This is a genomic window from Streptomyces sp. CS113 (assembly GCF_002188365.1).
GTDB classification, from domain to species: domain Bacteria; phylum Actinomycetota; class Actinomycetes; order Streptomycetales; family Streptomycetaceae; genus Streptomyces; species Streptomyces tendae.
Window position 1 is genome coordinate 1,430,586 of sequence record NZ_KZ195574.1, and the last position, 26,330, is coordinate 1,456,915.

At 72.0% G+C, this 26,330-nt stretch carries 19 protein-coding genes; 3 read left to right on the forward strand and 16 right to left on the reverse strand.

Going from position 1 to position 26,330, the window contains the following annotated elements; translation table 11 throughout:
- Positions 1-6: 6 nt before the first annotated feature.
- The 3 genes from frc to B9W62_RS06155 all read left to right on the forward strand — a co-directional run bounded on the left by frc (position 7) and on the right by B9W62_RS06155 (position 4,891).
- Positions 7-1,239: a formyl-CoA transferase gene (gene frc / locus B9W62_RS06145; RefSeq protein ID WP_087805939.1), complete on the forward strand. Its 1,233-nt coding sequence runs from the start codon at positions 7-9 to the stop codon at positions 1,237-1,239.
- Positions 1,240-1,243: 4 nt separating this feature from the next.
- Positions 1,244-3,388, forward strand: a complete 2,145-nt coding sequence (locus tag B9W62_RS06150) for an acetate--CoA ligase family protein (protein ID WP_087811770.1) — start codon at positions 1,244-1,246, stop codon at positions 3,386-3,388.
- A 123-nt stretch (positions 3,389-3,511) separates the two neighbouring features.
- The gene (locus B9W62_RS06155; RefSeq protein WP_179235373.1) at positions 3,512-4,891 is read left to right on the forward strand and encodes an OFA family MFS transporter; all 1,380 of its coding nucleotides are present in this window, start codon (positions 3,512-3,514) and stop codon (positions 4,889-4,891) included.
- 78 nt (positions 4,892-4,969) lie between these two features.
- Here the strand turns inward: B9W62_RS06155 and B9W62_RS06160 are convergent, their stop codons facing one another.
- From B9W62_RS06160 to B9W62_RS06235, 16 genes are all read right to left on the reverse strand, one after another.
- Positions 4,970-6,184: a sugar phosphate isomerase/epimerase family protein gene (locus tag B9W62_RS06160; protein ID WP_087805943.1), complete on the reverse strand. Its 1,215-nt coding sequence runs from the start codon at positions 6,182-6,184 to the stop codon at positions 4,970-4,972.
- Positions 6,185-6,298: 114 nt separating this feature from the next.
- Positions 6,299-7,696, reverse strand: a complete 1,398-nt coding sequence (locus B9W62_RS06165; protein ID WP_087805945.1) for an alkaline phosphatase family protein — start codon at positions 7,694-7,696, stop codon at positions 6,299-6,301.
- The gene (gene eboE, locus B9W62_RS06170; protein WP_087805947.1) at positions 7,693-8,868 is read right to left on the reverse strand and encodes a metabolite traffic protein EboE; all 1,176 of its coding nucleotides are present in this window, start codon (positions 8,866-8,868) and stop codon (positions 7,693-7,695) included. Before eboE ends, B9W62_RS06165 begins: the two co-directional genes overlap by 4 nt.
- Positions 8,869-8,871: 3 nt before the next feature.
- Positions 8,872-9,720: a TatD family hydrolase gene (locus B9W62_RS06175; RefSeq protein WP_087805949.1), complete on the reverse strand. Its 849-nt coding sequence runs from the start codon at positions 9,718-9,720 to the stop codon at positions 8,872-8,874.
- Positions 9,720-10,457 carry an EboA domain-containing protein gene (locus B9W62_RS06180; protein ID WP_087805951.1) on the reverse strand — a complete coding sequence of 246 codons (738 nt, stop codon included), beginning with the start codon at positions 10,455-10,457 and terminating at the stop codon, positions 9,720-9,722. The genes B9W62_RS06175 and B9W62_RS06180 overlap by 1 nt, the downstream gene beginning before the upstream one ends.
- A 13-nt stretch (positions 10,458-10,470) precedes the next feature.
- On the reverse strand, positions 10,471-11,436 hold the full coding sequence (locus B9W62_RS06185; protein ID WP_256976204.1) for a sugar phosphate isomerase/epimerase family protein: 966 nt from the start codon (positions 11,434-11,436) through the stop codon (positions 10,471-10,473).
- Entirely contained in the window at positions 11,433-12,533 is a 1,101-nt protein-coding gene (locus B9W62_RS06190) for an SCO3242 family prenyltransferase (protein ID WP_087805953.1), read from the reverse strand. Before B9W62_RS06190 ends, B9W62_RS06185 begins: the two co-directional genes overlap by 4 nt.
- On the reverse strand, positions 12,530-13,765 hold the full coding sequence (locus tag B9W62_RS06195; protein ID WP_087805955.1) for an inositol-3-phosphate synthase: 1,236 nt from the start codon (positions 13,763-13,765) through the stop codon (positions 12,530-12,532). Before B9W62_RS06195 ends, B9W62_RS06190 begins: the two co-directional genes overlap by 4 nt.
- 199 nt (positions 13,766-13,964) lie before the next feature.
- Positions 13,965-17,681, reverse strand: coding sequence for a ThuA domain-containing protein (locus tag B9W62_RS06200; RefSeq protein WP_087805957.1), 3,717 nt, complete (start codon positions 17,679-17,681; stop codon positions 13,965-13,967).
- Positions 17,682-17,943: 262 nt separating this feature from the next.
- Positions 17,944-18,942 (reverse strand): sugar phosphate isomerase/epimerase family protein, encoded by a 999-nt coding sequence (locus tag B9W62_RS06205; protein ID WP_087805959.1) that lies wholly within the window; start codon positions 18,940-18,942, stop codon positions 17,944-17,946.
- Positions 18,943-18,958: 16 nt separating this feature from the next.
- Positions 18,959-20,251 (reverse strand): Gfo/Idh/MocA family protein, encoded by a 1,293-nt coding sequence (locus B9W62_RS06210; RefSeq protein WP_087805961.1) that lies wholly within the window; start codon positions 20,249-20,251, stop codon positions 18,959-18,961.
- An 86-nt stretch (positions 20,252-20,337) separates the two neighbouring features.
- Entirely contained in the window at positions 20,338-21,384 is a 1,047-nt protein-coding gene (locus tag B9W62_RS06215; protein WP_087805963.1) for a substrate-binding domain-containing protein, read from the reverse strand.
- Positions 21,385-21,401: 17 nt separating this feature from the next.
- A complete protein-coding gene (locus B9W62_RS06220) occupies positions 21,402-22,421 on the reverse strand; it encodes an ABC transporter permease (RefSeq protein ID WP_087805965.1) in 1,020 nt (339 codons plus the stop codon).
- Entirely contained in the window at positions 22,418-23,935 is a 1,518-nt protein-coding gene (locus B9W62_RS06225; RefSeq protein ID WP_087805966.1) for a sugar ABC transporter ATP-binding protein, read from the reverse strand. Before B9W62_RS06225 ends, B9W62_RS06220 begins: the two co-directional genes overlap by 4 nt.
- Positions 23,936-24,089: 154 nt before the next feature.
- Positions 24,090-25,271 carry an ROK family transcriptional regulator gene (locus B9W62_RS06230; RefSeq protein ID WP_087805968.1) on the reverse strand — a complete coding sequence of 394 codons (1,182 nt, stop codon included), beginning with the start codon at positions 25,269-25,271 and terminating at the stop codon, positions 24,090-24,092.
- 280 nt (positions 25,272-25,551) lie between these two features.
- A complete protein-coding gene (locus tag B9W62_RS06235; protein ID WP_087805970.1) occupies positions 25,552-26,229 on the reverse strand; it encodes a GntR family transcriptional regulator in 678 nt (225 codons plus the stop codon).
- Between the last annotated feature and the right edge of the window lie 101 nt (positions 26,230-26,330).

Consider the following 26,330-nt stretch of genomic DNA (forward strand, 5'->3'; position numbering starts at 1 on the left):
AGTCCCATGACAGCGAAGGCTCTTGAGGGCATCCGCGTCCTGGACATGACGCATGTGCAGTCCGGGCCCTCGGCGACCCAGCTGCTCGCCTGGCTCGGCGCGGACGTCGTGAAGCTGGAGGCGCCGCACGGCGACATCACGCGGAGCCAGCTGCGCGATCTGCCGGACGTCGACTCCCTCTACTTCACGATGCTCAACTGCAACAAGCGCAGCATCACCCTCAACACCAAGACCGAACGCGGCAAGGAGATCCTCACTGAGCTGATCCGGCGCTCGGACGTCATGGTCGAGAACTTCGGCCCGGGCGCGGTGGACCGGATGGGCTTCACCTGGGACCGCATCAAGGAGATCAATCCACGGATCGTCTACGCCTCCATCAAAGGGTTCGGCGAGGGCCCGTACACCGCGTTCAAGGCGTACGAGGTCGTCGCGCAGGCCATGGGCGGATCGATGTCCACCACCGGTTTCGAGGACGGGCCGCCGCTGGCGACGGGGGCCCAGATCGGGGACTCGGGCACGGGCGTCCACGTCGTGGCGGGCATCCTCGCCGCCCTCTACCAGCGGGAGCACACCGGACGCGGTCAGCGGGTGAACGTGGCCATGCAGCACGCGGTGCTCAACCTCTGCCGGGTGAAGCTGCGCGACCAGCAGCGCCTGAGCCATGGTCCACTCGCCGAATATCCCAACGAGGACTTCGGCGACGAGGTTCCCAGGTCCGGGAACGCCTCCGGCGGCGGGCAGCCGGGCTGGGCGGTCAAGTGCGCCCCGGGCGGTCCGAACGACTACGTGTACGTCATCGTCCAGCCGGTCGGCTGGCAGCCGCTCAGTGAGCTGATCGGCAGGCCCGAGCTGGCCGACGACCCCGAGTGGGCGACGCCGCGGGCGCGGCTGCCGAAGCTGAACAAGATGTTCCAGCTCATCGAGGAGTGGTCGTCCACGCTGCCCAAGTGGGAGGTGCTGGAGCGGCTGAACGCCCACAACATCCCGTGCGGGCCGATCCTGTCCACCAAGGAGATCATCGAGGACGACTCCCTGGTCGCCAACGAGATGGTCGTCACCGTCCCCCATCCCGAGCGGGGCGAGTTCGTGACCGTGGGCAGCCCGCTCAAGCTCTCGGACTCCCCGGTGCGGGTGACCAGTTCGCCGCTGCTCGGCGAGCACAACGAAGAGGTCTACGTCGGTGAGCTGGGCCTCGGCGACGAGGAACTGCGGCTGCTCAAGTCGAGCGGGGTGATCTGACGTGATGGCCGAGGACCGCCGGGCGCGGGTGCGCGGCCTCCTGGACGCCGTGCGGGCGGCGGGGCGCACCGCGCTCACCGCGCCCGAGGGCAAGGTGCTCGCGGACGCCTACGGGATCGCCGTGCCGGGCGAGGAGCTGGCGCGGGACGTGGACGAGGCGGTGGCGTGCGCGGCCCGGTTCGGCGGACCGGTGGTGATGAAGATCGTCTCGCCGGACATCCTGCACAAGACCGACGCCGGCGGCGTGGTCGTCGGGGTCGAGGGCGCTGCGGACGTGCGGGCGGCGTTCTGCCGGATCGTCGACAACGCGCGCGCGTACGACGCCTCCGCGCGGATCGAAGGGGTCCAGATCCAGGAGCTGCTGCCGCAGGGGCAGGAGGTCATCGTCGGGGCGGTCACCGACCCGACGTTCGGGAAGGTCGTCGCGTTCGGGCTCGGCGGGGTGCTGGTCGAGGTGCTGAAGGACGTCACGTTCCGGCTCGCGCCCGTGGACCCGGACGAGGCGCTGTCCATGCTGGACTCGATCCGGGCGGCCGAGGTGCTGCGCGGGGTGCGCGGGCAGGCCGGGGTGGACCGGTGGGCGGTGGCGGAGCAGATCCGCCGGGTCTCCGAACTGGTCGCCGACTTCCCGGAGATCGCCGAGGTGGACCTCAACCCGGTGATCGCCACGCCCGAGGGGGCGGTCGCCGCCGACATCAGGGTGATCCTGGCGACCGACACGCCGAAGGAGCGGCGCCGGTACACGCGCGAGGAGATCCTCACCTCGATGCGCCGCCTGATGCAGCCCTCTTCGGTGGCGGTGATCGGCGCGTCGGGCGAGCCGGGGAAGATCGGCAACTCGGTGATGCGCAACCTCGTCGACGGCGGTTTCGCGGGCGAGATCCACCCGGTGAACCCGAAGGCCGATGACATCTTGGGCCGCAAGGCGTACAAGAGTGTCACCGACGTTCCCGGTGAGGTGGATGTGGCGGTCTTCGCGATCCCCGCGCGGTTCGTGGCGGCGGCCCTGGAGGAGGTGGGACGCAAGCGGATCCCCAACGCCGTGCTCATCCCCTCCGGTTTCGCCGAGACCGGTGAGCAGGCCCTCCAGGACGAGATCGTGGCGGTCGCCGAACGGCACGGCATCCGGCTGCTCGGCCCGAACATCTACGGCTACTACTCCACCTGGCAGGACCTGTGCGCCACGTTCTGCACGCCGTACGACGTCAAGGGCGGCGTCGCGCTGACCTCGCAGTCGGGCGGCATCGGCATGGCGATCCTGGGCTTCGCGCGGACCACGAAGACCGGCGTGTCGGCGATCGTCGGGCTGGGCAACAAGTCGGACCTGGACGAGGACGACTTGCTGACCTGGTTCGGCGAGGACCCGCACACCGACTGCATCGCCATGCACCTGGAGGACCTCAAGGACGGCCGCGCCTTCGTCGAGGCGGCGCGGGCGACCGTGCCGAGGAAGCCGGTCGTGGTGCTCAAGGCGGGCCGTACGGCCGCGGGCGCCAAGGCGGCCGGGTCGCACACCGGGGCGCTCGCCGGGGACGACGCCGTGTACGACGACGTCCTGCGGCAGGCCGGTGTCATCCGGGCGCCCGGGCTGAACGAGATGCTGGAGTACGCGCGCGCGTTGCCGGTGCTCCCCGCTCCCCGCGGCGACAACGTGGTCATCATCACCGGCGCCGGCGGCAGCGGGGTGCTGCTCTCCGACGCGGTGACGGACAACGGGCTGTCGCTGATGGAGATACCGCCCGACCTGGACACGGCGTTCCGCGCCTTCATCCCGCCGTTCGGTGCGGCGGGCAACCCGGTGGACATCACCGGGGGCGAGCCGCCGTCGACGTACGAGGCGACGATCCGGCTCGGTCTGGAGGACCCGCGGATCCACGCGCTCGTCCTCGGCTACTGGCACACCATCGTCACGCCGCCCATGGTGTTCGCCGAACTCACCGCGCGCGTGGTGGCCGAGTTCCGCGAACGCGGCGTCGAGAAGCCCGTGGTGGCCTCCCTCGCGGGTGACGTGGAGGTGGAGGAGGCCTGCCAGTACCTCTTCGAGCGCGGGGTCGTGGCGTATCCGTACACGACCGAGAAGCCGGTGGCGGTGCTGGGCGCCAAGTACCGGTGGGCGCGGGCCGCGGGCTTGTTGGGGGGCGGTTCATGACGTGAGACGGCGAGGGGCCGGCCGACGGGTGCGCGTCGGCCGGCCCCGGGGACCCGCGCGCGCACGAAAGGCATGGGACAGGGGGCGCTGGCCAGATCTTTCGACGCTAGGGGTGCAAACGACATGACAACCACCGATGTCACACGGGTCGCCGCCTACCAGGAGGTGACCGACAGGAACGGACGCGTCTACCGCGTGGGCGAGTCCGACATCGACATCATGGGGCGCAAGCGCAAGTGGATGGTGATCCTGCCCTGGATCGGGATGATGGGCATCTCCTCCGCCGAGTACGCGTTCGCGTCCGCCGAGGACACGCTGCACGAGGCCCACCACTGGTCCAGCGGCAGCATCTACTGGATGATGACCGCCTGGGTGTTCTGCCAGGCCGCGGTCGCCTTCCCGGCGGGACGGCTGCGCGAGAGCGGCAAGCTGCCGGCGCGCTGGGCGATGATGCTGGGTTCGGCCGGCACGCTGCTGGGTTACCTGTCGCTGGCGTTCGCGCCGCACGTCTCCCTCGCCTTCATCGGCTTCGGCGTGTTCAGCGGCATGGGCGCCGGCATGGTGTACGCGACCTGCGTCAACATGGTCGGCAAGTGGTATCCGGAGCGCCGGGGCGGGAAGACCGGCTTCGTCAACGGCGGTTTCGCCTACGGTTCGGTGCCGTTCGTCTTCATCTTCCACGGCTACATGGACACCTCCAACTTCCGCTGGGTGCTCGTTGCCGCGGGTGTCTTCCTCGCGGCGATGGTGGCGATCGCCGGCTTCTACTTCCGGGACCCGCCGAAGAACTGGTGGCCGGCCGCCATCGACCCGCTGAACCCGCCGGCCGACCCGCGGGCCCGGCGTTCGCTGGAGAAGAACCCGCCCGCCGTCAAGCAGTACTCCCCGATGGAGGCGTGGAGGACCGGCCGGGTGGCCCTGATGTGGTTCTGTCTCGCCTGCACCTCCGGCGTGAACATCTTCGGCATCGCCTTCCAGGTCGACATCGGCGAGGAGGCGGGCTTCGCGGCCGGGATCGTGGCCGCCGCCATGTCGCTGAAGGCGATCGTCAACGGCACCGGTCGCGGCGTCATCGGCTGGCTCTCCGACCTGTACGGTCGCAAGCAGTGCCTGCTCTACGTGTGCGCGATCCTCGGCCTCGCCCAGTTCGGCATCATCTGGTCGGCCGAGATCAAGAACCTGCCGTTGTTCCTGGTCTTCTCCGCCGTCTCCGGTTTCGGCGGCGGTGCCATCTTCCCGATGTTCGCGGCGCTGACGGCGGACTACTTCGGCGAGAACAACAACGCCACCAACTACGGGATGGTCTACAGCTCCAAGCTCGTCTCCGGCCTCGGTGCGGGCATGGGGTCCGTGGTCGTCGGCGTCTGGGGCTACAACGGCGCCTTCAGCCTGGCGGGCAGCATCTCGATCTTCGCCGGGTTCGTGGCTCTGTTCCTGACGCCTCCGGGGCGCCCGAAGAACAAGCGCGTCACTCCCAACCCCCGGCCGCTGGGCGAGGGATGATCCTGCGGCGCTTCCTCGCACGGACCGGGCGGCCCCTCCCGCGGTACGCGGAAGGGGCCGCCCGGTCCGTGTCGCGGGTCAGTGGCGCCGCTTGCGCAGGGCGGCCAGACCGTCGTAGCTGATCTTGGCCTCGCGCAGCGACTGCGCGGGGTCGGTGGCGCTCGGGGAGTTGTCGTCCTCGACCATCGGGTTGTGGTAGTTCCGCTGCCCGACGCGGGAGAAGAACGTCGTGTAGTCGATGACGCCCGTACCGAAGGGCACCATGTCGTAGCCCATGCCGTTGGTCGTGCTGACGACGCCGTCCTTGGCGTGGAAGAGCGGGTAGCGCCGGTTGTTGCGGGCGACCAGTCCGGCCGGGTCGAAGACGTTCTTCCGGGTGGTGCCGTCGTGGGCGGTGTACTCGTGGAACTTGTACTGGGCGACGTGCGCCCAGAAGATGTCCATCTCCAGCCAGACGACCCTCGGGTCGGTGACCTTGAGGAAGTACTCCAGCTTCCGGATGCCCGAGCTGCGGGTGGGCCGGCCCTGGTCGTCCAGCGGCCCGCCGTCGAGCAGGAAGCCGTAGGCGCTGTCGTGGTTGTGGGTGTAGAGCTTGATGCCCTCCCGGTGGGCGATCGCGCCGAGGGCGTTCCACTTGTCGGCGGCCACGTCCCAGTCGGCGCGGTAGGAGCTGCCGGTGGGGTCGCCGCCGGTGCCCATGTGGTCCATGCCGAGGATGTTGGCGATCTCCAGGTGCTTCTTGAAGGTGTCCTTGTCCGCCGTGGTCAGGGGCCAGGAGGACGGGATGAAGCCGTGGTTGCCCTGGGCGCGCAGCCCGTAGTCGTCGAGCCAGGAGCGCAGCAGCCGGGCGCCCTGGACGGACTCCAGGCTGGCGCCGCCGGGCGCGTTGGCGTGCTGGTTGTATCCGGCGAACTCCACCTGGCGGTAGCCGTGCCGGGAGAGCTGCTTGAACACCTCGCGGAAGCCGGAGGGCAGGTCGGAGGCGAGCGGGTCGCGGGCGGTGGCGTCACGGACGGTGTAGAGGATGATGCCGCGCTTGTGCGCCGGGACGAGGATCTGCCCGTGGCCGTGGCCGTGGTCGTGGCCGTAGTCGTGGTCTCTGTCCCGGCCGTGGGCGAGGGCCGGGGAGGCGCCGAAGACGGGGGCCGCGACGGCACCGGCCGCCACCGCGGTGCAGGTGCTGAGGAAGCGGCGCCGGTTCACGCCGAGGGAGCGGCGCAGGCTCTCGCCCGGGCCGTCGGCGGACGGGTCGGTGCCGGCGTCACTGCGGGAGGGATCGGTGAACGGGGTCACGGGTGCCTGCCTTCTGGGGTCGTGGCCTGCGCCGATGCGGCTCGGGCGGGCCGTTGTCAGTGCCGTGTGTTTCACTCTCAGTAGTCGGATGCGGCCGGCGCACCGGGTGGTGCGTCAGCCGAGTCCGGCCAGCCGGAGCAGGAGTTGTTTCACGTCGGTGGCCGCGACGCGGTCTCCGACAGCGCGGGGGGTGGAGCAGATGAGGAGCGGACCGTCGTCGTCGCTCGCGGGGAGGCGGCCGTGGCTGCCTCGAATAGGTGAGGGGTCCAGGGGCACGACCGCCATGCGGTAGCGCATGCCGAGCTTCTTGCGGGCCAGGGCGCCGGCCGCCTTGACCTTGACGTAGGGGTCGAGCGGGTCCATGAACAGCTCGACCGGGTCGTAGCCGGGTTTGCGGTGGATCTCGACGAGCTGCGCGAAGTCGGGCGCGCGGTCGTCGTCGAGCCAGTAGTAGTACGTGAACCAGGCGTCCGGCTCCGCGACGGCGACCAGTTCGCCGGCGCGGGGGTGGTCGAGGTGCTGGGCCTTCTTGCCCTCGTCGTCGAGGAGTTGCTCGATGCCGGGCAGCCCCTCCAGGGCGGCACGGGTCGCGTCGAGGTCCTCGGGGCGGCGGACGTACACGTGGGCGACCTGGTGGTCGGCGACCGCGAAGGCGCGGGAGGCCATCGGGTCGAGGTACTCCATGCCGTCCTGGGTGTGCACCTCGAGCAGTCCGGCGCGGCGCAGGGCGCGGTTGATGTCCACGGGCCGGCTGACGGGGGTGATGCCGTACTCGGACAGCGCGACGACGGTGCGGCCCTCGGCGCGGGCGTCGTCGAGCAGCGGGGCCAGCGCCGCGTCGAGGTCGGCGGCTGCCTTCAGGGAGCGCGGGTCGTCGGGGCCGAAGCGCTGTAGGTCGTAGTCGAGGTGAGGGAGGTAGCAGAGGGTCAGGTCGGGATGCCGGGTGGCCATGATGTGCCGGGTGGCGTCGATGATCCACTGGCTGGAGACCAGGTCGGCGCCGGGCCCCCAGAAGTGGAAGAGCGGGAAGGTGCCCAGTTTGTCGGTGAGTTCGTCGTGCAGGGCCGGGGGCCTGGTGTAGCAGTCGGGTTCCTTGCGGCCGTCGGCGTAGTAGACGGGACGGGGGGTGACGGTGAAGTCGGTGTCGGCGCCCATGGCGTACCACCAGCAGATGTTGGCGACGGTGTAGCCGGGGTGGGCGCGGCGGGCCGCGTCCCAGAGCCGGTCGCCGGTGACGAGTCCGTTGTGCTGGCGCCACAGCAGGACGTCGCCGAGTTCGCGGAAGTACCAGCCGTTGCCGACGATGCCGTGCTCGGAGGGCATGGTGCCGGTCAGGAAGGTGGACTGGGCGGCGCAGGTGACGGCAGGCAGGACGGTGCCGAGCGCCGCGCGGGAGCCGGACTGGCCGAGCTGCTTGAGGTGGGGCATGTGGTCGAGGAGACGGGGGGTGAGACCGACGACGTCCAGGACCAGGAGGGGGGTGGGTCCCTCGGAGGGGGTGGGTGGGGTCATGGCAGTTCCTTCAGGCCGAGGTCCGTCAACAGGTCGCGGGCGAGGGTCAGCTCGGCGGCGATGCCGTCGGTGAGCTGGGCGCGGGCGCGGGGCCGCAGCTCGGGCGGGAGGGCCTGCCAGGTGTAGGTCTCGACCTCAAGGTGGCGGGTGAGGGGGTGCGGGCCGCCGACGAGCCGGGTCAGCGCGGTCTTGAGTACCGGGAGGGTGGAGGTGAGGGGCGCGGCGGGGGCCGCGTGCAGGGGGACGTGGAAGTGGGCGCGCCAGGGCGCGGTGCGGGGCAGGGGGCCGCCGTCCGCGAGGGCCTCGTCGAGGTCGTCGGTGCCGTGCAGGCCGCCGGAGGGGGTGGTGGTGCGGGTCTGGTGCAGGAAGCGCGGCTCGGCGAAGGCGGCCAGGGCTTCGCGGACCGCGGGGTCGGCGGGGTGTTCGGCGTGCAGCGCGGCGGACAGCTGGGACTTGACGACGGGCACGCGGGCGGCCGCGAGGGCGTCCAGAGCGGCGTGCGGATCTTCGAAGGAGGTGGCGAGGTGGCAGGTGTCGACGCAGACGCCGATGCGGTCGTGGGCGATCGCGGTCAGCGGGGCCAGGGCGTCGTGGGTGGTCTCGACGACGCAGCCGGGTTCCGGCTCCAGGCCGATGCGGATGGAGCGGCCGGTCAGGTCCTGGAGCGCGTCGAGGCGTTCGGCGAGGGTGACGAGGGCGCCGCGTGCCTTGTCGGCGCGGGTTTCGTCGTACGCGGTGCGCCAGGCGAGCGGCAGGGTGGAGATGCTGCCGTCCGTGACGTCGTCGGGCAGCAGTCCGGCGAGGAGACGGGCCAGGGAGGTGGTGTGCTCGAGGCGTTCGGGGTCGGCCCAGTCCGGCTTGTAGACGCGGTACTTGACCTCCTCGGCGCCGAAGCCCTGATAGGGGAAGCCGTTGAGGGTGACGACCTCCAGGCCGCGCCGGTCGAGTTCGGTGCGCAGGCCGCGCAGCGCCGCCGGGTCGGTGACCAGGGCGTGGGCGGCGTCACGGGCGAGCCACAGCCCGATGCCGAGGCGGTCGCGGCCCAGGCGTTTGCGGACCGGCTCGCAGTGGTCGCGGAGCTGGGCGAGGACGCCGTCCAGGGTCTCGGCGGGGTGGACGTTGGTGCAGTAGGCGAGGTGGACGGTGGAGCCGTCGGGGTGCCGGAAGCGCATGGCTCACTCCCCGCCGCGCAGGATGGAGTTGCCCTCGTGCGTGGCCTCGCCGGAGGCCACGTCGAGTTCCAGGCGTCCGCTGAGCCCGTAGAAGGCGACGGGGTTGCGCCACAGCACCCGGTCCACGTCGTCCTCGGTGAAGCCCTCGGCGAGCATCAGGTCGCCGACCTTGCGGGTTTTGAGCGGGTCGCTCCTGCCCCAGTCCGCCGCGGAGTTCACCAGCACCTGTTCCGGGCCGTACTCGCGCAGCAGGGCGACCATCCGGGCCTCGTCCATCTTGGTGTCCGGATAGACCGAGAAGCCGAGCCAGGCGCCGCTGTCCTTGGCCTCCTTGACGGTGGTCTCGTTGAGGTGGTCGACCAGGACCCGCTCGGTCGGCAGGGCGGACTCCCGGACCGCGTCCAGGGTGCGGCGCAGGCCGGCGAGCTTGTCGCGGTGCGGGGTGTGCACGAGGGCGGGCAGGCCGTGGTCGGCGGCGAGCTGGAGCTGGGTGGCCAGGGCGGTGTCCTCGGCGGGCGTCATCGAGTCGTAGCCGATCTCGCCGACCGCCACCACCCGGTCCTTGACGAGATAGCGGGGCAGCTCGTCCAGGACGGGCAGGCACCGGGGGTCGTTGGCCTCCTTGGGATTGAGGGCGATGGTGCAGTGGTGGGCGATGCCGTACTGGGCGGCGCGGAAGGGCTCCCAGCCGAGCAGGGCGTCGAAGTAGTCGCGGAAGGAGTCCGGGGAGGTGCGGGGCTGGCCGAGCCAGAAGGACGGTTCGACGAGGGCGCGGACGCCGGCCGCGTACATGGCCTCGTAGTCGTCGGTGGTGCGGGAGGTCATGTGGATGTGGGGGTCGAAGATGCGCATCAGGACTCCTTGCCGTGGGGGTCGGCCGTGCCGGGCGCGGGGCGTCCGGACTCGGTCAGGGCCAGGACGCGGTGCAGGTCTTCGGGGACGGTGCGGTCCGCGGCGGTGCGTTCGGCGGCGTAGTCGGCGAGCATCCGGGCGAGTTCGTCGTCGCCGTGGGCCCGGCGCGCGAGGTCCGCCACACTGCCGAGGGGGACGCCGGTAAACAGGCACTTCAGTACGGCGTGCCGCCACTGGTGGGCGTCGAGGTGCCGGGCGGCGTACGGGCCGAGGGCGGCGGCGACGAGCCGGGTGTCGTTGGTGCGCAGGGCGTCCTCGACGAGCGGCAGGGCGTCAGGGCCCGGCACCAGGTGGGGCAGGGCGTGCAGGACGGCGCGGCGTTCGTCGGCGGTGCCCTGGGAGTAGACCCGGGTCAGGGCGTCCGTGCCGGCGCGGGCGGCGTGCAGGACGAGGACGCGGGCGGCGTCGGCGTGGGCGGGTCCGCAGCGGCGGCCGGCCTCGGCGAGGCGCAGTTCCCACACCGAGATGGGGCCGTGCGTGCCGGGGTGGGCGGCGGCCTCGTCCAGGGCCTGGTCCAGCCAGGCGCGGGCGGCGCCGCCGAGCTGTGCGGTGAGGGCGGCGCGCAGGTCGGCGGGCGGGACGTGGGCGGGGGTGGTGCCCTGGGTGTCCTGCCCGGCGGGGGTGCCATCCGCGTCCTGGGTGTCGGGGGTGACGTGGGTGGCGTGTGGCTGCGTCATGGTGTGGCTCCCTTCAGTGGGTGGCGGAGGGCTCGCCCGAGCGGTTGGTGCGTCCCGGCGCCGGCGCGGCGCGGCGCAGGAACGGGAGGGAGCGTTCGGCGAAGTGGGGGCCGGCGTGGGAGTGGCGGGGCAGTTCGACGACGGTCAGGCCCTGGTAGCCGGTGGCGGCGAGGGCCTCCAGGACGGGCGGGAAGTCGATCTCGCCGTCGCCGAAGGGGAGGTGTTCGTGGACGCCGCGGCGCATGTCCTCGATCTGCACGTGGCGCAGCCAGGGGGCGGCGGCGCGCACGCAGTCGGCGGGAGGGAGCGGTTCGAGGCACTGGCAGTGGCCGATGTCCAGGGTGAGCCCGAGGAGTTCGGGGTCGCCGAGCATGCGGCGCAGGGTGTGGAAGTCGGCGAGGGAGGAGAGCAGGTGCCCCGGTTCGGGCTCCACGGCGAGGGGGATGCCCGCGGTGGCGGCGGCGTCCAGGACCGGGGTGAGGGACTCGGTCAGCCGCTTCCACGCCGTGTCCGGGTCCGTGCCCGCGGGTGTCACGCCGCTGAAGCAGTGCACGGCGTGGGCACCGAGGTCGGCGGCGACCTCGACGGCGCGGACGAGAAGGCCGGCGCGGCGGGCGCGGTCGTCCGGGTCGGGGTCGAGCAGGGAGGGGCCGTGCTTGCGGCGCGGGTCGAGCACGTAGCGGGCGCCCGTCTCCACGGTGACGCCGAGACCGAGCGCGTCCAGGCGCCGGGCGACCCGTCGGGTGCGGGCGGCGAGGTCGTCGGCGAGCGGGTCGAGGTGCATGTGGTCGAGCGTCAGGCCGACGCCGTCGTAGCCGAGGTCGGCGAGGAGGGCGAGGGCGTCGTCGAGGCGGAGGTCGGCGAGGCCGTTGGTGCCGTAACCGAAGCGGAGCGGGGACCCGGCGGTGCCGTCCACGGTCGGGTTGGATCCGCGGTCGGTCCTCCGGTCCGCCCGTCCGTGGTTCTGGTTGCGGCTCATGTGATGCTCACCTTCCTCATGGCGGACCTCCTCGCGAACAGCCGGCCGGCCGGGGCGAGGGCCGCCACCAGGAGCGACGTGGCCACCGCGCCGGACGCACCGGAGCGGGCGGCGAGCGCGGCCTGGAGCGGGACGGTGGCCCGGATGCCGCCGCCCACGGCGCGTTGCGTGAGCGGGGGTGAGGGGTTGAGCGCGGCGTGGAAGTAGGGGCGGGCGGCCGTCGCGGCGTAGACGGCGCCCAGGGCGGCCGTGAGGGCGGCGGTGGCGGTGGGTGCCGGGGTGGAGCCCGACAGGCCGGGGGCGGCTGCTGCCCGCCGGCCTGCCGGGAGTCGGGTGCGGCGGCGGGCGACCAGGCCGGTCAGCGCCCCCGTCGTCGCGAGGGCGGCCAGCGGTGCCCGCACGGAACCGCCGGTGGTCTCCCGGCGGGAGACAGCCGTGACCGCGAGCGTGTGGCTGCCGAGCAGCGCTGCGGAGGGCAGCGCGGCCCGGGTGCCGCCGCCGGTCGCGGCCGCGCCCAGGAGCAGGTCCAGCCCGCGGGCCGCCGCCATGGCCGCGGGACCGGCCGGGGTGTGCTTCAGAGCGAGGTCGTAGGCCCAGACGGTGGCGGCGAGGGGCGCGGCGACCGCGAGGGCGGGGCGTCCGGCGCCGGCCGCCAGCGCCAGCCCGGCGCCGGTGAGGACCCCGGCGGCCGTCAGCGCGGCGGCGGGGCGGATACGGCCGGACGGGAGGGGGCGGTGCGGGCGTTCCGCGGCGTCCTCCGCGCGGTCGGCCCAGTCGTTGAGGGCCATGCCGGCCTCGTACAGGCACAGGGAGGAGCCGATGGCCAGCAGGGTGCGGGGTCCGGGGCGCGCACCGGCCGCCGCCGCGCCGGCCAGGGCGTCGCCGGGGACGGTGAACAGCGCGGGCAGGCGCAGGAGTTCGGCCCAGGCGCCGAGGCGCGCGGAGCGCGGGGACGCTTCGGCGGTCGCGAGCGGCGGCCCGGTGGTTCCGGAGGCCGCTCCCGGCACCCCCGACGCTCCGGCCGGGGTCCGCGACGCCGCGGCGGAGGCTCCCGACGGTCCGGGCGTGTCCCGCGCCGCGGCGACGGCGCGGCTCATCGCCCGGCCCCGCCTTCGACGCCGCGGCCGTCGGACCGGACGGCAGCGGCGTCACCGTTCTCCCCACCGTCGGCGCCGCCCCCGTCGGTGGCGGCACCGTCCGCGTCGTCCCGCAGCCGTCCGGCGAAGCGTTTCAGCTCCGTGTACTGCTCGGCCAGGGCCGACGGGCCGTTCCCCACCGGATCCTTGAAGAAGAAGCCCAGTTCGCCCAGGGGACCGGACACGCCCCGCTCGTGGGCGCGGGCGACCAGGCGGGCCAGGTCGAGGACGAGCGGCGCGGCCAGGGACGAGTCACAGCCCTGCCAGGTGGTCTGGAGGATCATGCGGGCGCCGAGGAAGCCGTCGAAGGCGACGTGGTCCCAGGCGGTCTTCCAGTCGCCGAGCGCGGGCACGTCGTCGATGTGGACCTCGCCCTCGACGGGGGCGCCGAGGGTGTCGGCCAGCACGCGTTCCTTGCCGGCGTTCTTCGCCGCCGCGGCGGCCGGGTCGGCCAGCGCGGCGCCGTCCCCGCCGCCCAGCAGGTTCGTGCCCGACCAGGCGCGCACCGCCAGCGCCCGCTGCGCGAACATCGGGCCCAGCACCGAGCGCAGCAGGGTCTGCCCGGTCTTGCCGTCACGGCCGGCGTAGGGCAGGCCGCTCGCCTCGGCCGGTGCGGACAGCGCCGGGTGGTGCAGGCCGGTCGACGGGGTGAAGTTGACGTACGGGCAGCCGGCGCGCAGGGCGGCCGCCGCGTACAGGGAGCTGGCGGGGAGGGCACCCCCGGTGGGCGCGGGTTCGGTGGAGGCCACGTTCACGACCACCGTCCGGTCCACACCCGTGCGTCGGGCGAAGTCGGTGATGTCCGCGGCGAACGCGGTGATCAGCTCCTCCTCGTCGCGGGTGTCGCCGGGCAGCGGGCCGCCGGGGCGGATCTCGCGGTCGGCCGCGGCCAGCTCGGCGCCCACGGCCGAGGGCAGTCCGTGCGGCAGCACGCCCCCCGCGGCCAGGGCCTCCGCCCGCTTGGGCAGGGGGCAGTCCACGGTGTCGTGACCGCCGAAGACGAGGGAGGTGAGCGCGGGGAGTCCCGCGTCGGCGAAGTCGGGGGTCTCGGTGACCATGCCGGTCGGGGGGTGCAGTCCCGCGGTCACGGCGGCGCAGCCCGCCACCACCGTGGTGGCGACGGAACCACGGGCTCCGATCAGCCAGACACCGGTACGGGAGCCACGGGAGGAAGCAGAGGGGGACGCGGACATGGGCAGCCTCCTTGTCGAGCGCGTCGAGCACACACGAGCGGTGGTACGGCCGGGCGTGGTAGAGCCCGTGGTGATACGGCCGGGGGTGTTCCGTGCGGGGTGACGGCGGGCGGAGGTCCGGCGTCCTCCGCCCGCCGCCGTTCCGGTTGCCCCTCAGGGGCGCCTCTCTCGGGAGGCACCCCTCAGGGGCGCGTTCGCCCTAGGAGGGCAGTTCCTTGAGCTGGATGTTGCGGAAGGAGACCTGGTCGTCGGCGCCGTGGTTCTGGAGTCCGATGTAGCCGTCGGTCAGGCTCCGCTCGGGGTCCTTGTTGGTGAAGTCGTTGATCTTGACTCCGTTGAGGAACACCTGGAGGCGTTCGCCCTGGACCTTGATCTCGTAGGAGTTCCACTGGCCGGGCGGCCGCAGAACCTGGTCACGGGCCTTGATGTTCGCCGCCTTGAAGGTGTAGATCGCACCGGTGGTGCGGTCCACGGCGTCCGTGGCGTCGATCTGGATCTCGTAGCCCTTGTTGACGGCGGACCAGGGGTCGTCGGAGGCCGGGAAGCCCACGAAGACACCGGAGTTGTCGTCGCCCCGCATCTTCCAGTCGAGCTTGAGGGAGTACGACTTCAGTTCCTTGGCCTGGTACCAGAGCAGGCCCATGCCGCCCTCGGACTCCAGGACGCCGTCCTTGACGTTGAACTTGCCGGGGCCGGCCTGCTTCCAGCCGTCCAGGGTCTGGCCGTTGAAGATGTCCCGGTAGCCCTTGGCCGGCTTGCAGTCCGCCTTGACCTGGCCGGTGGCGTACTGCATGCCGCCGAGCAGGTGGCCGCGGAAGGTCTCGTCCGCGTAGGACTCCTTGGTGTGGCCGAGGCCGGTGTAGAAGGAGCGGCCGCCGCCGTAGTTCTGGCACCAGGCGATCGGGTGGTCGCCCTTCATGTTCCCGCCCTCGTAGGTGGTCTCGTCGAGGGTGGCGAGGACCTTGGCCTGCTCGCGCGGGTTGGTGCGGTAGTTGTACAGCTCGTCGGTGTGCTCCCAGGTGTCGTCGAGGTGCGCGGTGGCCGGGTGGTCGTGGTCCTCGACGCGGACGGTGGCCTTCTGGATGGCCGGGTGCGAGTGGAAGTAGGCGCCGACGAGGCCGCCGTAGAACTCCCAGTCGTACTCGGTGTCGGCGGCGGCGTGGATGCCCATGTAGCCGCCGCCGTTCTTGACGTAGTTCTCGAACGCCTTCTGCTGGTCGGCGTTGAGTACGTCACCGGTGGTGGACAGGAAGGCGACCGCGTCGTACTTGGCGAGGTTGGCGGTGGTGAACTGCCCGGCCTCCTCGGTCGCGGTGACCGAGATGCCGGCCGGGGTGCCCAGCTCCTTCAGGGCGGCGATGCCCGCCGGGATGGAGTCGTGGCGGAAGCCCGCGGTCTTGGAGAAGACCAGGACCTTCTTGCCGGCCTTGAACGGCTCCTTGGAGAACTCGAAGTCGTCGATGTCGAACAGCGCGCCCTCGCCGCCCTTGAAGACCAGGTAGATGTCGGTGGTCTTCTTGGGCAGGGCCCGCAGCGGCACGTCGACGTTCTGGAAGGTCTCCCAGCTGCCGGTCGGCGGGATGTACGCGGAGCCGTGCAGCGGGCCGGTGGGCGAACCGGTGCGCAGCTCGACGTAGCCGCCGGCGCCGCCGGAGGAGGCCCGTACGGTCAGCTTCTTCTGCCCGTCGAACTTGTAGGGGGTGAAGGAGATCCAGTCGCCGTCGTTGATGTCGCCGACGGTCTTGCCGCCGTTGGCGCCGGTCTTGTCGATCGGCGACACGCCCTGCTGGGTGGTGAAGTGCTCGGCCTGGCGGTGCGGGGGCTGGATCACGGTGCGGGCGGTGCCGGTCAGGGCCTCCTGGCCGTTCGCCCCGCCGTCGGTGTAGCTGGCGCCGACGACGCCGTAGATGTTGGCGTTGGGGTCGTGGCCGCCGTCGCCCGGCGGCGGGTTGAGGGTGCCCTCACAGCCCATTTCGCTGGTCAGCTCGTGGGCGTGGGAGTCGTGGCCGAGGCTGTAGGCGACCTTGACCTTGGAGCAGTCGATCGTCTCCTCGGGGTCGGTGACCTTCACCTTGAAGGGGATGGGCTCGCCCATGGGCAGCAGGGTGCCGTTGCCGGGGGTCTCGATGACCACCTTGGGCTCGGTGTTGCCGACCACGATGCGGACACTGGCGTTGCCGGTGTTGCCCTCGGGGTCCTTGGCGGTGAAGGTCGCGGTGTAGGTGCCGACCTTCTTGTACTTGTGGGTGGGCGTGAGCCCCTCGCCCTTGGTGCCGTCGCCGAAGTCCCAGCTGTAGGTGAGGTCCGGGGAGTCGGCGTCCTTGGCGGTGGCGGTGAAGGCGACCTTCAGTCCGGCCGCGCCGGAGGTCTTGTTGGCGCTCACCTCGGCGATCGGGGAGAAGCCGTCCGCGGCGTTCTCGATCCGGTACAGGGCGGAGTCCTTGTCGCCCTGGAACCAGGACAGGCCGTAGTCGAGGACGTAGAGCGCGCCGTCGGGGCCGAACTCCATGTCCATGATCTGGGTGCCGGTCCACGGGAAGTCGTTGATCTTCGCGACCGCGCCGTCCTCGGTCTGCTCGATCCGCTTGATCCAGCGGCGGCCGAACTCGCCGGCGAAGAAGTCCCCGTCGTACTCCTCGGGGAACTTGACGCTGGACTCGAGCTCGGGGTCGTAGCGGTAGACCGGGCCGCCCATCGGGGACTCGGAGCCGCTGCCGAACTCGGGCACGGAGTCGTCGTCGTAGGGGATCCAGGCGGCCTGCGCGGGCGGCAGGTCGGTGAGACCGGTGTTGTGCGGCGAGGTGTTCTTCGGGGCCGCGCAGTCGAAGGTCTCGCCGGAGGTCTTGGTGGCGAAGTCGTAGTCGACGTACGGGTCGTTGTCACCGGTGCAGAAGGGCCAGCCGAAGTTGGCGGCCTTGGTGACCTTGGCGAACTCGACCTGTCCGGCGGGGCCGCGCTTCGGGTCGGCGGCGCCGGCGTCGGGGCCGTAGTCGCCGACGTAGACCGTGCCGGTCTTCTTGTCGACGCTGATCCGGAACGGGTTGCGGAAGCCCATCGCGTAGATCTCGGGCCGGGTCTTCTCGGTTCCGGGCTCGAAGAGGTTGCCCTCCGGGACGGTGTACGAGCCGTCCTCGGCGACCTTGATGCGCAGCAGCTTGCCGCGCAGGTCGTTGGTGTTGCCGGCGCTGCGGCGGGCGTCGAAGGCCGGGTTGCGGTCGGCGCGCTCGTCGATCGGCGTGTAGCCGTCGGAGGCGAACGGGTTGGTGTCGTCGCCGGTGGAGAGGTAGAGGTTGCCCTCGGCGTCGAAGGCGATGTCGCCGCCGACGTGGCAGCAGGTGCCGCGGGAGGCCGCGACGTCCAGGACCTTCTTCTCGCTGGCCATGTCCAGCGTGCCGTTGGCGTTCAGGACGAAGCGGGAGAGGCGGTTGACGCCGTCGAAGGGCTTGAAGTCCTCGGCGGTGCCGTTCTCCGGGGCGTCGCCCGCTGGGGTGTCCAGCGGCGGGGCGTAGTAGAGGTAGATCGCCCGGTTCTTCTCGAAGTCCGGGTCGATGCCGACGCCCTGGAGGCCCTCCTCGTCGTGGTTGTAGACGGGGATCTTGCCGGCGACCTTGGTGACGCCGCCCTGGTCGGTCAGGCGCAGTGTGCCGTCGCGGGCGGTGTGCAGGACGCTGCGGTCCGGGAGCACCGCGAGCGACATCGGCTCGCCCATCTCGGGCTCGCCCTTGGCGAGCGGTACCTGCTGGAACTGCCCCTCGGCGGCGGCCGCCGTCTCGTCGTGCTCCGGGTGGCCGGGGTGCGCGCCGGCGACGGTCGCCGGGGTGCCCACGGCCAGCAGCAGGCCGGTGAAGAGGGCGAGGGTGGTGCGAAGCCTGGGGCGCCTCGCGGTCGTGGTGCCGTTGAGTCTGGTTCTGTGCACGAAGTCCCTCCGGGAACGGGTGGGCCGTACGGGATGGGTGCGAAGACGTGCGATGCGGGCGCCGGGGTGCGCCGTCACCCCGGAGGCGTGAGTGTCCTGAACACTTCAGGGACGGTAACCGCGTTCTTCCGGGGCCAACACCCCTTGGGTCAGGACTCGTTGAACTTTTACCCAACTCAGGACAAAGCGGGATTCGGGCAGCCCCGACCGGGGACCGGCGGTTGTCTCCGGCCCCCGTCCCGACCTGCGCCGGGCGTGCGGCTCAGCTGTTGAACGCGGCGTCGAAGGACGCGGTGGGCGGTTCGAAGTCGAAGGCCTTGAGGCGGCTCAGGGCCTCGGGCGCGCCCTGCACCCGGTCCATGCCGGCGTCCTCCCACTCGACGGAGACGGGTCCCTGGTAGTCGATGGAGCGCAGCATGCGGAACACGTCCTCCCAGGGGACGTCGCCGTGTCCGGCGGACACGAAGTCCCAGCCGCGCCGCGGGTCGCCCCACGGCAGGTGGGAGCCGAGCCGTCCGTTGCGGCCGTCGAGGCGCTTGCGGGCCTCCTTGCAGTCGACGTGGTAGATGCGGTCGCGGAAGTCCCACAGGAAGCCGACCGGGTCGAGGTCCTGCCACACGAAGTGGGAGGGGTCGAAGTTCAGGCCGAACGCGGGCCGGTGGTCGACCGCCTCCAGGGCGCGTTGGGTGGTCCAGTAGTCGTAGGCGATCTCGCTGGGGTGCACCTCGTGCGCGAACCGCACGCCCTCGGCGTCGAAGACGTCCAGGATCGGGTTCCAGCGGTCCGCGAAGTCCTGGTAGCCGCGCTCGATCATCGACTCCGGGGCAGGCGGGAACATCGCCACCAGGTGCCAGATCGCCGAGCCGGTGAAGCCGATGACCGTGTCGACCCCGAGACGGGCGGCGGCCCGCGCGGTGTCCTTGATCTCGGCCGCGGCGCGCTGCCGCACGCCTTCGGCGTCGCCGTCGCCCCAGATGCGGGCGGGCAGGATCGCCTCGTGGCGCTCGTCGATGATGGCGTCGCAGACGGCCTGGCCGACCAGGTGGTTGGAGATGGCCCAGCACTTGAGACCGTACTTGTCGAGCAGCTGGTGCCGGGAGTCCACGTAGGAGGGGTCGGCGAGGGCCTTGTCGACCTCGAAGTGGTCGCCCCAGCAGGCGAGTTCCAGGCCGTCGTAGCCGAAGTCGCGGGCGAGGCGGCAGACCTCCTCCAGCGGCAGGTCCGCCCACTGTCCGGTGAAGAGTGTGAAGTTGCGTGGCATGGCGCTGCCGGCCTCCTCAGGGGGCGATCGGGGTGTAGACGGAGTTCTTCTCGGCGCTCTCCTCCACGGCGGCGAGCACGCGCTGCACCTGGAGCCCGTCCGCGAAGGAGGGTTCGGGCCCGCGGCCCTCGGCGAGGGCGTGCACGAGGTCGCGCGCCTGGTGCACGAAGGTGTGCTCGTAGCCGAGGCCGTGGCCCGGCGGCCACCAGGCCTCCAGGTAGGGGTGCTCGGGTTCGGTGACGAGGATGCGGCGGAAGCCCGCGTGCTCCCCCGGTTCCGTGCCGTCGTGGTACTCCAGCTCGTTGAGCCGTTCCAGGTCGAAGGCGAGGGAGCCGCGCTCGCCGTTGAGTTCGATGCGCAGGGCGTTCTTGCGGCCGGTGGCGTACCGGGTGGCCTCGAAGGAGACCAGGGCGCCGGAGGTGAGGCGGCCGGTGAACACGGCGGCGTCGTCCACGGTGACCTGCCCCGTCACCCCGTCGGCGGAGCCCGCGGACAGGCCCCGGGGGGCGCCGGCGGGCAGCGGGCGTTCCCGTACGAAGGTCTCGGTGAGGGCGGAGACGCCCGCGATCCGCTCCCCCGACAGGTACTGGGCGAGGTCGACGATGTGGGCGCCGAGGTCGCCGAGCGCCCCCGACCCGGCCAGCTCCTTGCGCAGCCGCCAGGTGAGCGGGGCCTTGGGGTCGACCAGCCAGTCCTGGAGGTAGGTCACCCGCAGGTGCCGCAGCCGGCCGACCCGGCCCTCGGCGACCATCCGGCGGGCCAGCGCGGTGGCCGGCACCCGGCGGTAGTTGAAGCCGACCATCGCCAGCTGCCCGCGTGCCCCGGCCTCCTCGGCGGCGCGGGTCATCTCCTGCGCCTCCTCGACGGTGTTGGCCAGCGGCTTCTCGCACAGGACGTGTTTCCCGGCGGCGAGCGCGGCCAGCGCGATCTCGGCGTGGCTGTCGCCGGGGGTGCAGATGTCGACGAGGTCGATGTCGTCCCGTTCGACCAGGGTCCGCCAGTCGGTCTCGGTGCTCGCCCAGCCGTGCCGGTCGGCCGCGAGGCGGACGGCGTCGGCGTCCCGCCCGCAGATCGCGGCCAGCACCGGGTTCAGCGGCAGGTCGAAGACCCGGCCGGCGGTGCGCCAGCCCTGGGAGTGGGCGGCCCCCATGAAGGCGTAGCCGACCATGCCGACGCGCAGGGGCGGTCTGGTCGCGGACGCCCCCGTCGCCGCCCCGGCCCCGGCGTCGGTCCCGGTATCGGTCCCGCTGTCGGTCCCGGCGGCTGCCTCGTCGGCGCCGGCCCCCTCGGGCTGCTGCGGCTGTCCCATGCGGATGTCCTCCTCGTCGTGGTGGCGCGGTGGGGTGGGCCCCGCTCCGGCGGCGGCTGGTCAGGCCGCTGCCGGAGCGGCAGCCCTCACTTGAAGCCCGTGGACATGTACTGGTCGACGTTGTCCTTGTCGACGACGGCCGAGTAGCAGGTGACGGTCGAGGGGATCTCGAACTCGGCGAGACCGCTGACGCCCTTGCCCTGCCCGAGGGCGCGGGCCAGGTCGATCGCGGAGGCGGCCATGGTCGGCGGGTAGAGCACCGTCGCCTTCAGCACGCCGCTGTCGGCCTTGATGGCCTGGAAGGCGGAGAGCGCGCCCGCGCCGCCGACCATCAGGAAGTCGTCGCGTCCGGCCTGCTCGATGGCGCGCAGGGCACCCACGCCCTGGTCGTCGTCGTGGTTCCACAGGGCGTCGAAGTCCGACTGGGCCTGGAGCAGCTGGGCCATCTTGGACTGGCCGGACTCGACCGTGAACTCGGCGGCCTGGCGGGCCACCTTCTTGATGTTCGGGTAGTTCTTCAGTCCGTCGTCGAAGCCCTGGGTGCGCTGCTGGGTCAGTTCCAGGTTGTCGATGCCGGCCAGCTCTATGACCTTGGCGTTCGGCTTGTCCTTGAGCTTCTCGCCGATGTAGTGGGCGGCGTTGAGACCCATGCCGTAGTTGTCGCCGCCGACCCAGCAGCGGTAGGCCTGGGGGCTGTTGAAGATGCGGTCCAGGTTGATGACGGGGATGCCGGCCCGCATCGCCTTCAGGCCGATCTGGGTGAGGGCCTTGCCGTCGGCCGGCAGGATGACCAGGACGTCGACCTTCTTGTTGATGAGGGTCTCGATCTGGCCGATCTGCTGCGCGGTGTCGTTGGAGCCCTCGGTGATCTCCATGGTGATCTCGGAGTACTTCTCGGCGCGCTTCTTGGCCTGGTCGTTGACGGCGTTGAGCCAGCCGTGGTCGGCCTGCGGGCCGGCGTAGCCGATGGTGACCGGCTTGCCGGGCTTGTCGTCGGCGGCCGGCTGCGTGTCCGCGGCGGCCTTGTCGTCGCCGCTGTCGGGGTCGTTGCTGGTGCACCCGGCGAGGACGGCACCGGCGGACACGGCGGCGGCCCCGAAGAGCAGCCCTCTGCGACTCGTGAGCTTCGTCATGACGGTGAACCCTTTCCTCAATGCGTGCTTGCGGTACGGCGCTGGACCAGCACGGCGGCGACGATGATCGCGCCCTTGGCGATCTGCTGCACGTCGGTCTGCAGGTTGTTCAGGGCGAAGATGTTGGTGATGGTGGTGAAGATCAGGACGCCCAGCACGGAGCCGATGATGTGGCCCCGGCCGCCGGTCAGCAGGGTGCCGCCGATGATCGCGGCGGCGATGGCGTCGAGTTCGTAGAGGTTGCCGTTGGTGTTCTGGCCGGAGCCGGCGAGGGCCACCAGGAGGAAGGCGGCGATGCCGCAGCACAGCCCGGACAGCAGGTAGAGGTAGAGGCGCTGGCGGCGGACGTCGATGCCGGCCAGCCGGGCGGCCTCGGCGTTGCCGCCGACGGCGACGGTGCGGCGGCCGAAGGTGGTCCGGTTCAGGACCAGCCAGCCGACGACGGTGACGGCCGCGAAGACCAGGACCAGCGGCGGTATGCCGAGCACGTACGAGTCGCGCTCGGCGAGGTCGAGGACGCTCGGGACGGTGACGACCTGGGTGCGGCCGTCGGTGATCTGGAGCGCGAGTCCGCGCGCCGAGGCCAGCATGGCGAGGGTGGCGATGAACGGCACCATCCCGCCGAAGGAGATGAGCAGGCCGTTGACCAGGCCGCAGCCGACGCCGACCACGATCGCCGTGAAGAGGATGCCGGCGAAACCGTACTCCTGGGTGGCCACCGTGGTCGCCCACACCGAGGAGAGGGCGACGATCGCGCCGACCGACAGGTCGATGCCGCCGGAGACGATGACGAAGGTCATGCCGACGGTCACGACGCCGATGACGGACGCCTGGGTGAGCACCAGCTGGAGGTTGTTGGTGTCGAGGAACGAGTCGGGCTGGGTGATGCCGCCGATGAGGACCAGTACGGCGAGCACGCCGAGCAGGGTGAGGGTGCGGACGTCGGCGCGGCCGAACCGGACCCGCCAGGCGGGCGGACCGTCCAGGGGTGCCGCCTTGCCGGTGCCGTCCCGCGGCGGGGACACGTGCTGCGTCATGACGCCGGACTTCCTTCCATCACGAGGTCGAGTACGCGGGGTTCGTCGAGTTCGCGGGCGGGGGCCTCGTGCACGACGCGGCCCTCGCGCAGTACCAGTACGCGGTCGGCGAGGCCCAGTACCTCGGGCACCTCGCTGGAGACCAGCAGTACGGCCAGGCCCTCGTCGGCCAGACGCCGGATGACGGCGTACAGCTCGGCGCGGGCGCCGACGTCGACGCCGCGGGTGGGTTCGTCGAGCAGCAGGACCCGGCAGCCGCGCAGCAGCCAGCGGGCGAGCACCGCCTTCTGCTGGTTGCCGCCGGACAGGGTGCGCACGGGCACGGACGGGTTGTCGGGCCGCAGCGACAGCTCTTGGGTGGCCTTGCGGGCCGCGCCGAGTTCGGCGCCGCGGTCGATCCAGCCGCCGCGCGAGAAGCGGGACATGGCGGAGACCGACACGTTGCGGGTGACGGACTCCAGCATCAGCAGGGCCTGGGCCTTGCGTTCCTCGGGGGCGAGTCCGAGTCCGGCGCGCACGGCGGCGCGCACGCTGCCCGGCCGCAGCGGGCGCCCGTCGACGAGGACCTGGCCGGCGCTCGCCTTGCGGGCGCCGTAGACCGTCTCCAGGATCTCGGAGCGGCCGGAGCCGACGAGCCCCGCGAGGCCGACGATCTCGCCGGGGCGCACCTCCAGGTCGAGCGGGGCGAACTCGCCCTGCCGGGCCAGTCCCCTCACGCTCAGCACGGGTTCGCCCGCGGGCGGCGCGGTGGGCCGCTCCGGGAAGACGTACTCGACGTTGCGTCCCGTCATCAGCGCCACCACCTCGCGGGTGGGCGTGGACTCGGCGGGCAGACCGCGGGCCACCGCCCGGCCGTCCTTGAGGACGGTGACCCGGTCGCCGATGCGGCGGATCTCCTCCAGGCGGTGCGAGATGTAGACGACGGCGACTCCGTCGGCGGTGAGGTCGGCGACGATGCGGAAGAGGTTGTCGACCTCGTCCGGGTCGAGCGCGGCGGACGGCTCGTCCATCACGATCAGCCGTACGTCGTGGGACAGCGCCCGTGCCATCGACACGATCTGCTGCTGCGCCGCCGACAGGTCGCCGACCAGCCGCCCCGGGTCGACCTCGGGGTGCCCGAGCCGCTTGAGCAGCGCGGCCGTGGACGCCTTGGCCGCCTTGCCCCGGACGACGAAGCCGGCGGCGGTCGGCTCGTGTCCGAGGTGGACGTTCTCGGCGACCGACAGGTGCTCGACCAGGTCGAGTTCCTGGTAGATGGTGGCGATGCCCAGGCGCATGGCCGCGATGGGCGAGCGCAGGGTGACCTCCTCGCCGCGCCAGCGGATGGTGCCGGTGTCGGGCTGGTGGGCGCCGGCCAGCACCTTGATGAGGGTGGACTTCCCGGCGCCGTTCTGGCCGAGGAGGCAGTGCACCTCGCCGGCCTGGACGTCGAGGTCGACGCCGTCGAGGGCCCGGACTCCGGGGAACGACTTGGTGATGCCGGACATGCTGAGCAGCGGTGGTTCTGGTGCCATGTGAGGTCCCCTCGGCGGGCGTGCGGGCCGGTGTCAGGGCAGAGCAGAGCAGGGCGTGGCGGAACGGGACGTGACGAACAGGACGTGACGGTGCGGAGCAGGGCAGGGCTGAGTAGAGCGCTGTGCTGGGTGGTGCTCGGGTACCGAACGGTGGCTACGCGGGTGAGAACAGGTGGTCGCTGATCAGCCGGGCCGCGCCGATGACTCCGGCGGTGGGTCCCAGCTCCCCGAGGACGATGGGCAGGTTGCCGGTCGCCAGGGGCAGCGACTGGCGGTAGACCTGGGTGCGGATCGCGGCGAGCAGGTTGTGGCCGAGGCCGGTCACCCCGCCGCCGATCACCACCAGGCCCGGGTTGAAGAAGCTGACCAGGCCGGCGATGACCTGGCCGGTGCTGCGGCCGCCCTCCCTGATCAGGTCCAGCGCGGTGGCGTCACCCGCGGCGGCCGCGGCGGCGACGTCGGCGGCGCTGAGGCCCCCGTTCGCCTCCAGCCGGTTCGCGAGCTCGGCCGACTGGCCCTGCTGGGCGGCCTCCGTGGCGTCGCGGGCCAGGGCCGCGCCGCTGAAGTGGGCCTCCAGGCAGCCGCGGTTGCCGCAGGCGCACTGGCGTCCCTCGGGCACCGCCTGGATGTGCCCGATGTCGCCCGCGCTGCCCGTGGTCCCGCGGTAGACCTCCCCGCCGACGACGATGCCGCAGCCGATGCCGGTACCGATCTTGACGACGAGGAAGTCGTGCTGAGTGCGGGCGACGCCCGCGTGCTGCTCCCCCAGCGCCATCAGGTTCACGTCGTTGTCGACCATGACCGGGCAGCCGAGCTCCTGGCTGAGCGCCTCCCGGACGGGGAAGCCGTCCCAGCCCGGCATGATCGGCGGAGCCACCGGCACGCCCTCGGGGAAGCGGACCGGCCCCGGGACGCCGATGCCGGCGCCGTCGAAGCCTTCCGCGAGCCCGGAGGCGCGCAGCTTGGCGGCCATGGACAGCACCTGCTCGAAGACCGCGACCGGGCCTTCGCGCACGTCCATGGGCTGGTTGATGTGCCCGAGGATCTCCAGTTCGGCGTTGGTGACGGCGACGTCGACCGAGGTCGCGCCGATGTCGACGCCGAGGAAGCGCAGTTCGGGGTTGAGGCGGACGTTGTGGCTGCGGCGCCCGCCGCGCGAGGCGGCGAGTCCGTCGGCCACGACGAGACCGGTCTCCAGCAGCCGGTCCACCTCGACGGCCAGCTTGGACCTGGAGAGGTCGACCTGGTCGCCCAGCTGGGCGCGGGAGTTGGGCCCGCCGTCGCGCAACAGCTGGAGCAGTCGCGCTTGGTGGGCGTTAGCGGGTCGTGCGGTCATGCGTCTCACGAGCCCCTCCCCGCCTCAATCGGCCTTGAGTCCGCCGGTTTCCGGCCACGTTCCTGACGTGCTGTCGTGGCGTGCTTTCGGAGGGAACGTAGCAGTGGGCGCCGGGTGTGGGAAGAAGTCACGCACGAATTGCTGCGAACTTTCTCCTCTGAGTGGACAAAGACCGGCGCGGCGTCCGACGGCCCCGGACCCGACGAGGCCGCCCGGCACGGTGGCCGGGCGGCCGGTGAACACTCTGCGAACGGGCTCTGACCTGGGGCGCTGTGGCCTCTCAGGACTTCTCTCGCGCGTGGTAGGAGCGGCGGGTGTGTTCCGTGTGCTCGCGCATCAGCCGGGTCGCCGCCTGCTCGTCCCGTTCGGTGATGGCCGCGATCAGCTTGCGGTGCTCGATCCAGGACTGGCGGCCGCGCTGCCGGGCGACCGGCGTGTAGTACCAGCGCACCCTCCGGTCGACCTGCGCGGCCAGCTCGGCCAGGACGGCGTTGCCCGCCAGCTCCATGACCTTGCCGTGGAAGCGGGCGTTGACGGCGACGGTGGCGTCCACGTCCTCGGCGGCGACGGCCCGCTCCCCCTCCTCGCACAGCTCCTCCAGCGCGGCGATGCCGGCCGTGGAGGCGTTGGCCGCGGCGAGCCGGGCCGCCTCGGCCTCCAGGAGCGTACGCACCGTCAGGAGCTGGTCCGCCTCCTCCTCGGTCGGCTCGTGCACGAAGGCGCCCTGCGCGGGACGCAGATCGACCCAGCCCTCGGTGTTGAGCCGTTGCAGTGCCTCGCGCACCGGCTGCCTCGACACCCCGAGATGACCGGCCAGTTCGCTCTCGACGAGGTGCTGGCCGGGCTGGAGGGCCCGGGTGGTGATGAGTTCGAGCAGCGCCTCGTAGACCCGGTCCCGCAGCGGGCCGGGCCGTTCGAGCCTGGGCACCGCGCCCTGCGGCAGTCCTGCGGACAACATCGGTCCCCCCTCGACGGCCGGAACAACCAGTACGCGAAGTATTGATTGTCTTTCGTCTACAGTCTACGGCGCGCTCCTGCCGGGGACCGGGGTGTAGGGCA

Excerpts from the sequence above, each read along its gene's own strand:
- frc (WP_087805939.1), top strand. The coding sequence starts at position 7 with ATGACAGCGAAGGCTCTTGAGGGCATCCGCGTCCTGGACATGACGCAT.
- B9W62_RS06150 (WP_087811770.1), top strand. The coding sequence starts at position 1,244 with ATGGCCGAGGACCGCCGGGCGCGGGTGCGCGGCCTCCTGGACGCCGTG.
- B9W62_RS06155 (WP_179235373.1), top strand. The coding sequence starts at position 3,512 with ATGACAACCACCGATGTCACACGGGTCGCCGCCTACCAGGAGGTGACC.
- B9W62_RS06165 (WP_087805945.1), bottom strand. The coding sequence starts at position 7,696 with ATGACCCCACCCACCCCCTCCGAGGGACCCACCCCCCTCCTGGTCCTG.
- eboE (WP_087805947.1), bottom strand. The coding sequence starts at position 8,868 with ATGCGCTTCCGGCACCCCGACGGCTCCACCGTCCACCTCGCCTACTGC.
- B9W62_RS06175 (WP_087805949.1), bottom strand. The coding sequence starts at position 9,720 with ATGCGCATCTTCGACCCCCACATCCACATGACCTCCCGCACCACCGAC.
- B9W62_RS06180 (WP_087805951.1), bottom strand. The coding sequence starts at position 10,457 with ATGACGCAGCCACACGCCACCCACGTCACCCCCGACACCCAGGACGCG.
- B9W62_RS06185 (WP_256976204.1), bottom strand. The coding sequence starts at position 11,436 with ATGAGCCGCAACCAGAACCACGGACGGGCGGACCGGAGGACCGACCGC.
- B9W62_RS06190 (WP_087805953.1), bottom strand. The coding sequence starts at position 12,533 with ATGAGCCGCGCCGTCGCCGCGGCGCGGGACACGCCCGGACCGTCGGGA.
- B9W62_RS06195 (WP_087805955.1), bottom strand. The coding sequence starts at position 13,765 with ATGTCCGCGTCCCCCTCTGCTTCCTCCCGTGGCTCCCGTACCGGTGTC.
- B9W62_RS06205 (WP_087805959.1), bottom strand. The coding sequence starts at position 18,942 with ATGCCACGCAACTTCACACTCTTCACCGGACAGTGGGCGGACCTGCCG.
- B9W62_RS06210 (WP_087805961.1), bottom strand. The coding sequence starts at position 20,251 with ATGGGACAGCCGCAGCAGCCCGAGGGGGCCGGCGCCGACGAGGCAGCC.
- B9W62_RS06215 (WP_087805963.1), bottom strand. The coding sequence starts at position 21,384 with ATGACGAAGCTCACGAGTCGCAGAGGGCTGCTCTTCGGGGCCGCCGCC.
- B9W62_RS06220 (WP_087805965.1), bottom strand. The coding sequence starts at position 22,421 with ATGACGCAGCACGTGTCCCCGCCGCGGGACGGCACCGGCAAGGCGGCA.
- B9W62_RS06225 (WP_087805966.1), bottom strand. The coding sequence starts at position 23,935 with ATGGCACCAGAACCACCGCTGCTCAGCATGTCCGGCATCACCAAGTCG.
- B9W62_RS06230 (WP_087805968.1), bottom strand. The coding sequence starts at position 25,271 with ATGACCGCACGACCCGCTAACGCCCACCAAGCGCGACTGCTCCAGCTG.
- B9W62_RS06235 (WP_087805970.1), bottom strand. The coding sequence starts at position 26,229 with ATGTTGTCCGCAGGACTGCCGCAGGGCGCGGTGCCCAGGCTCGAACGG.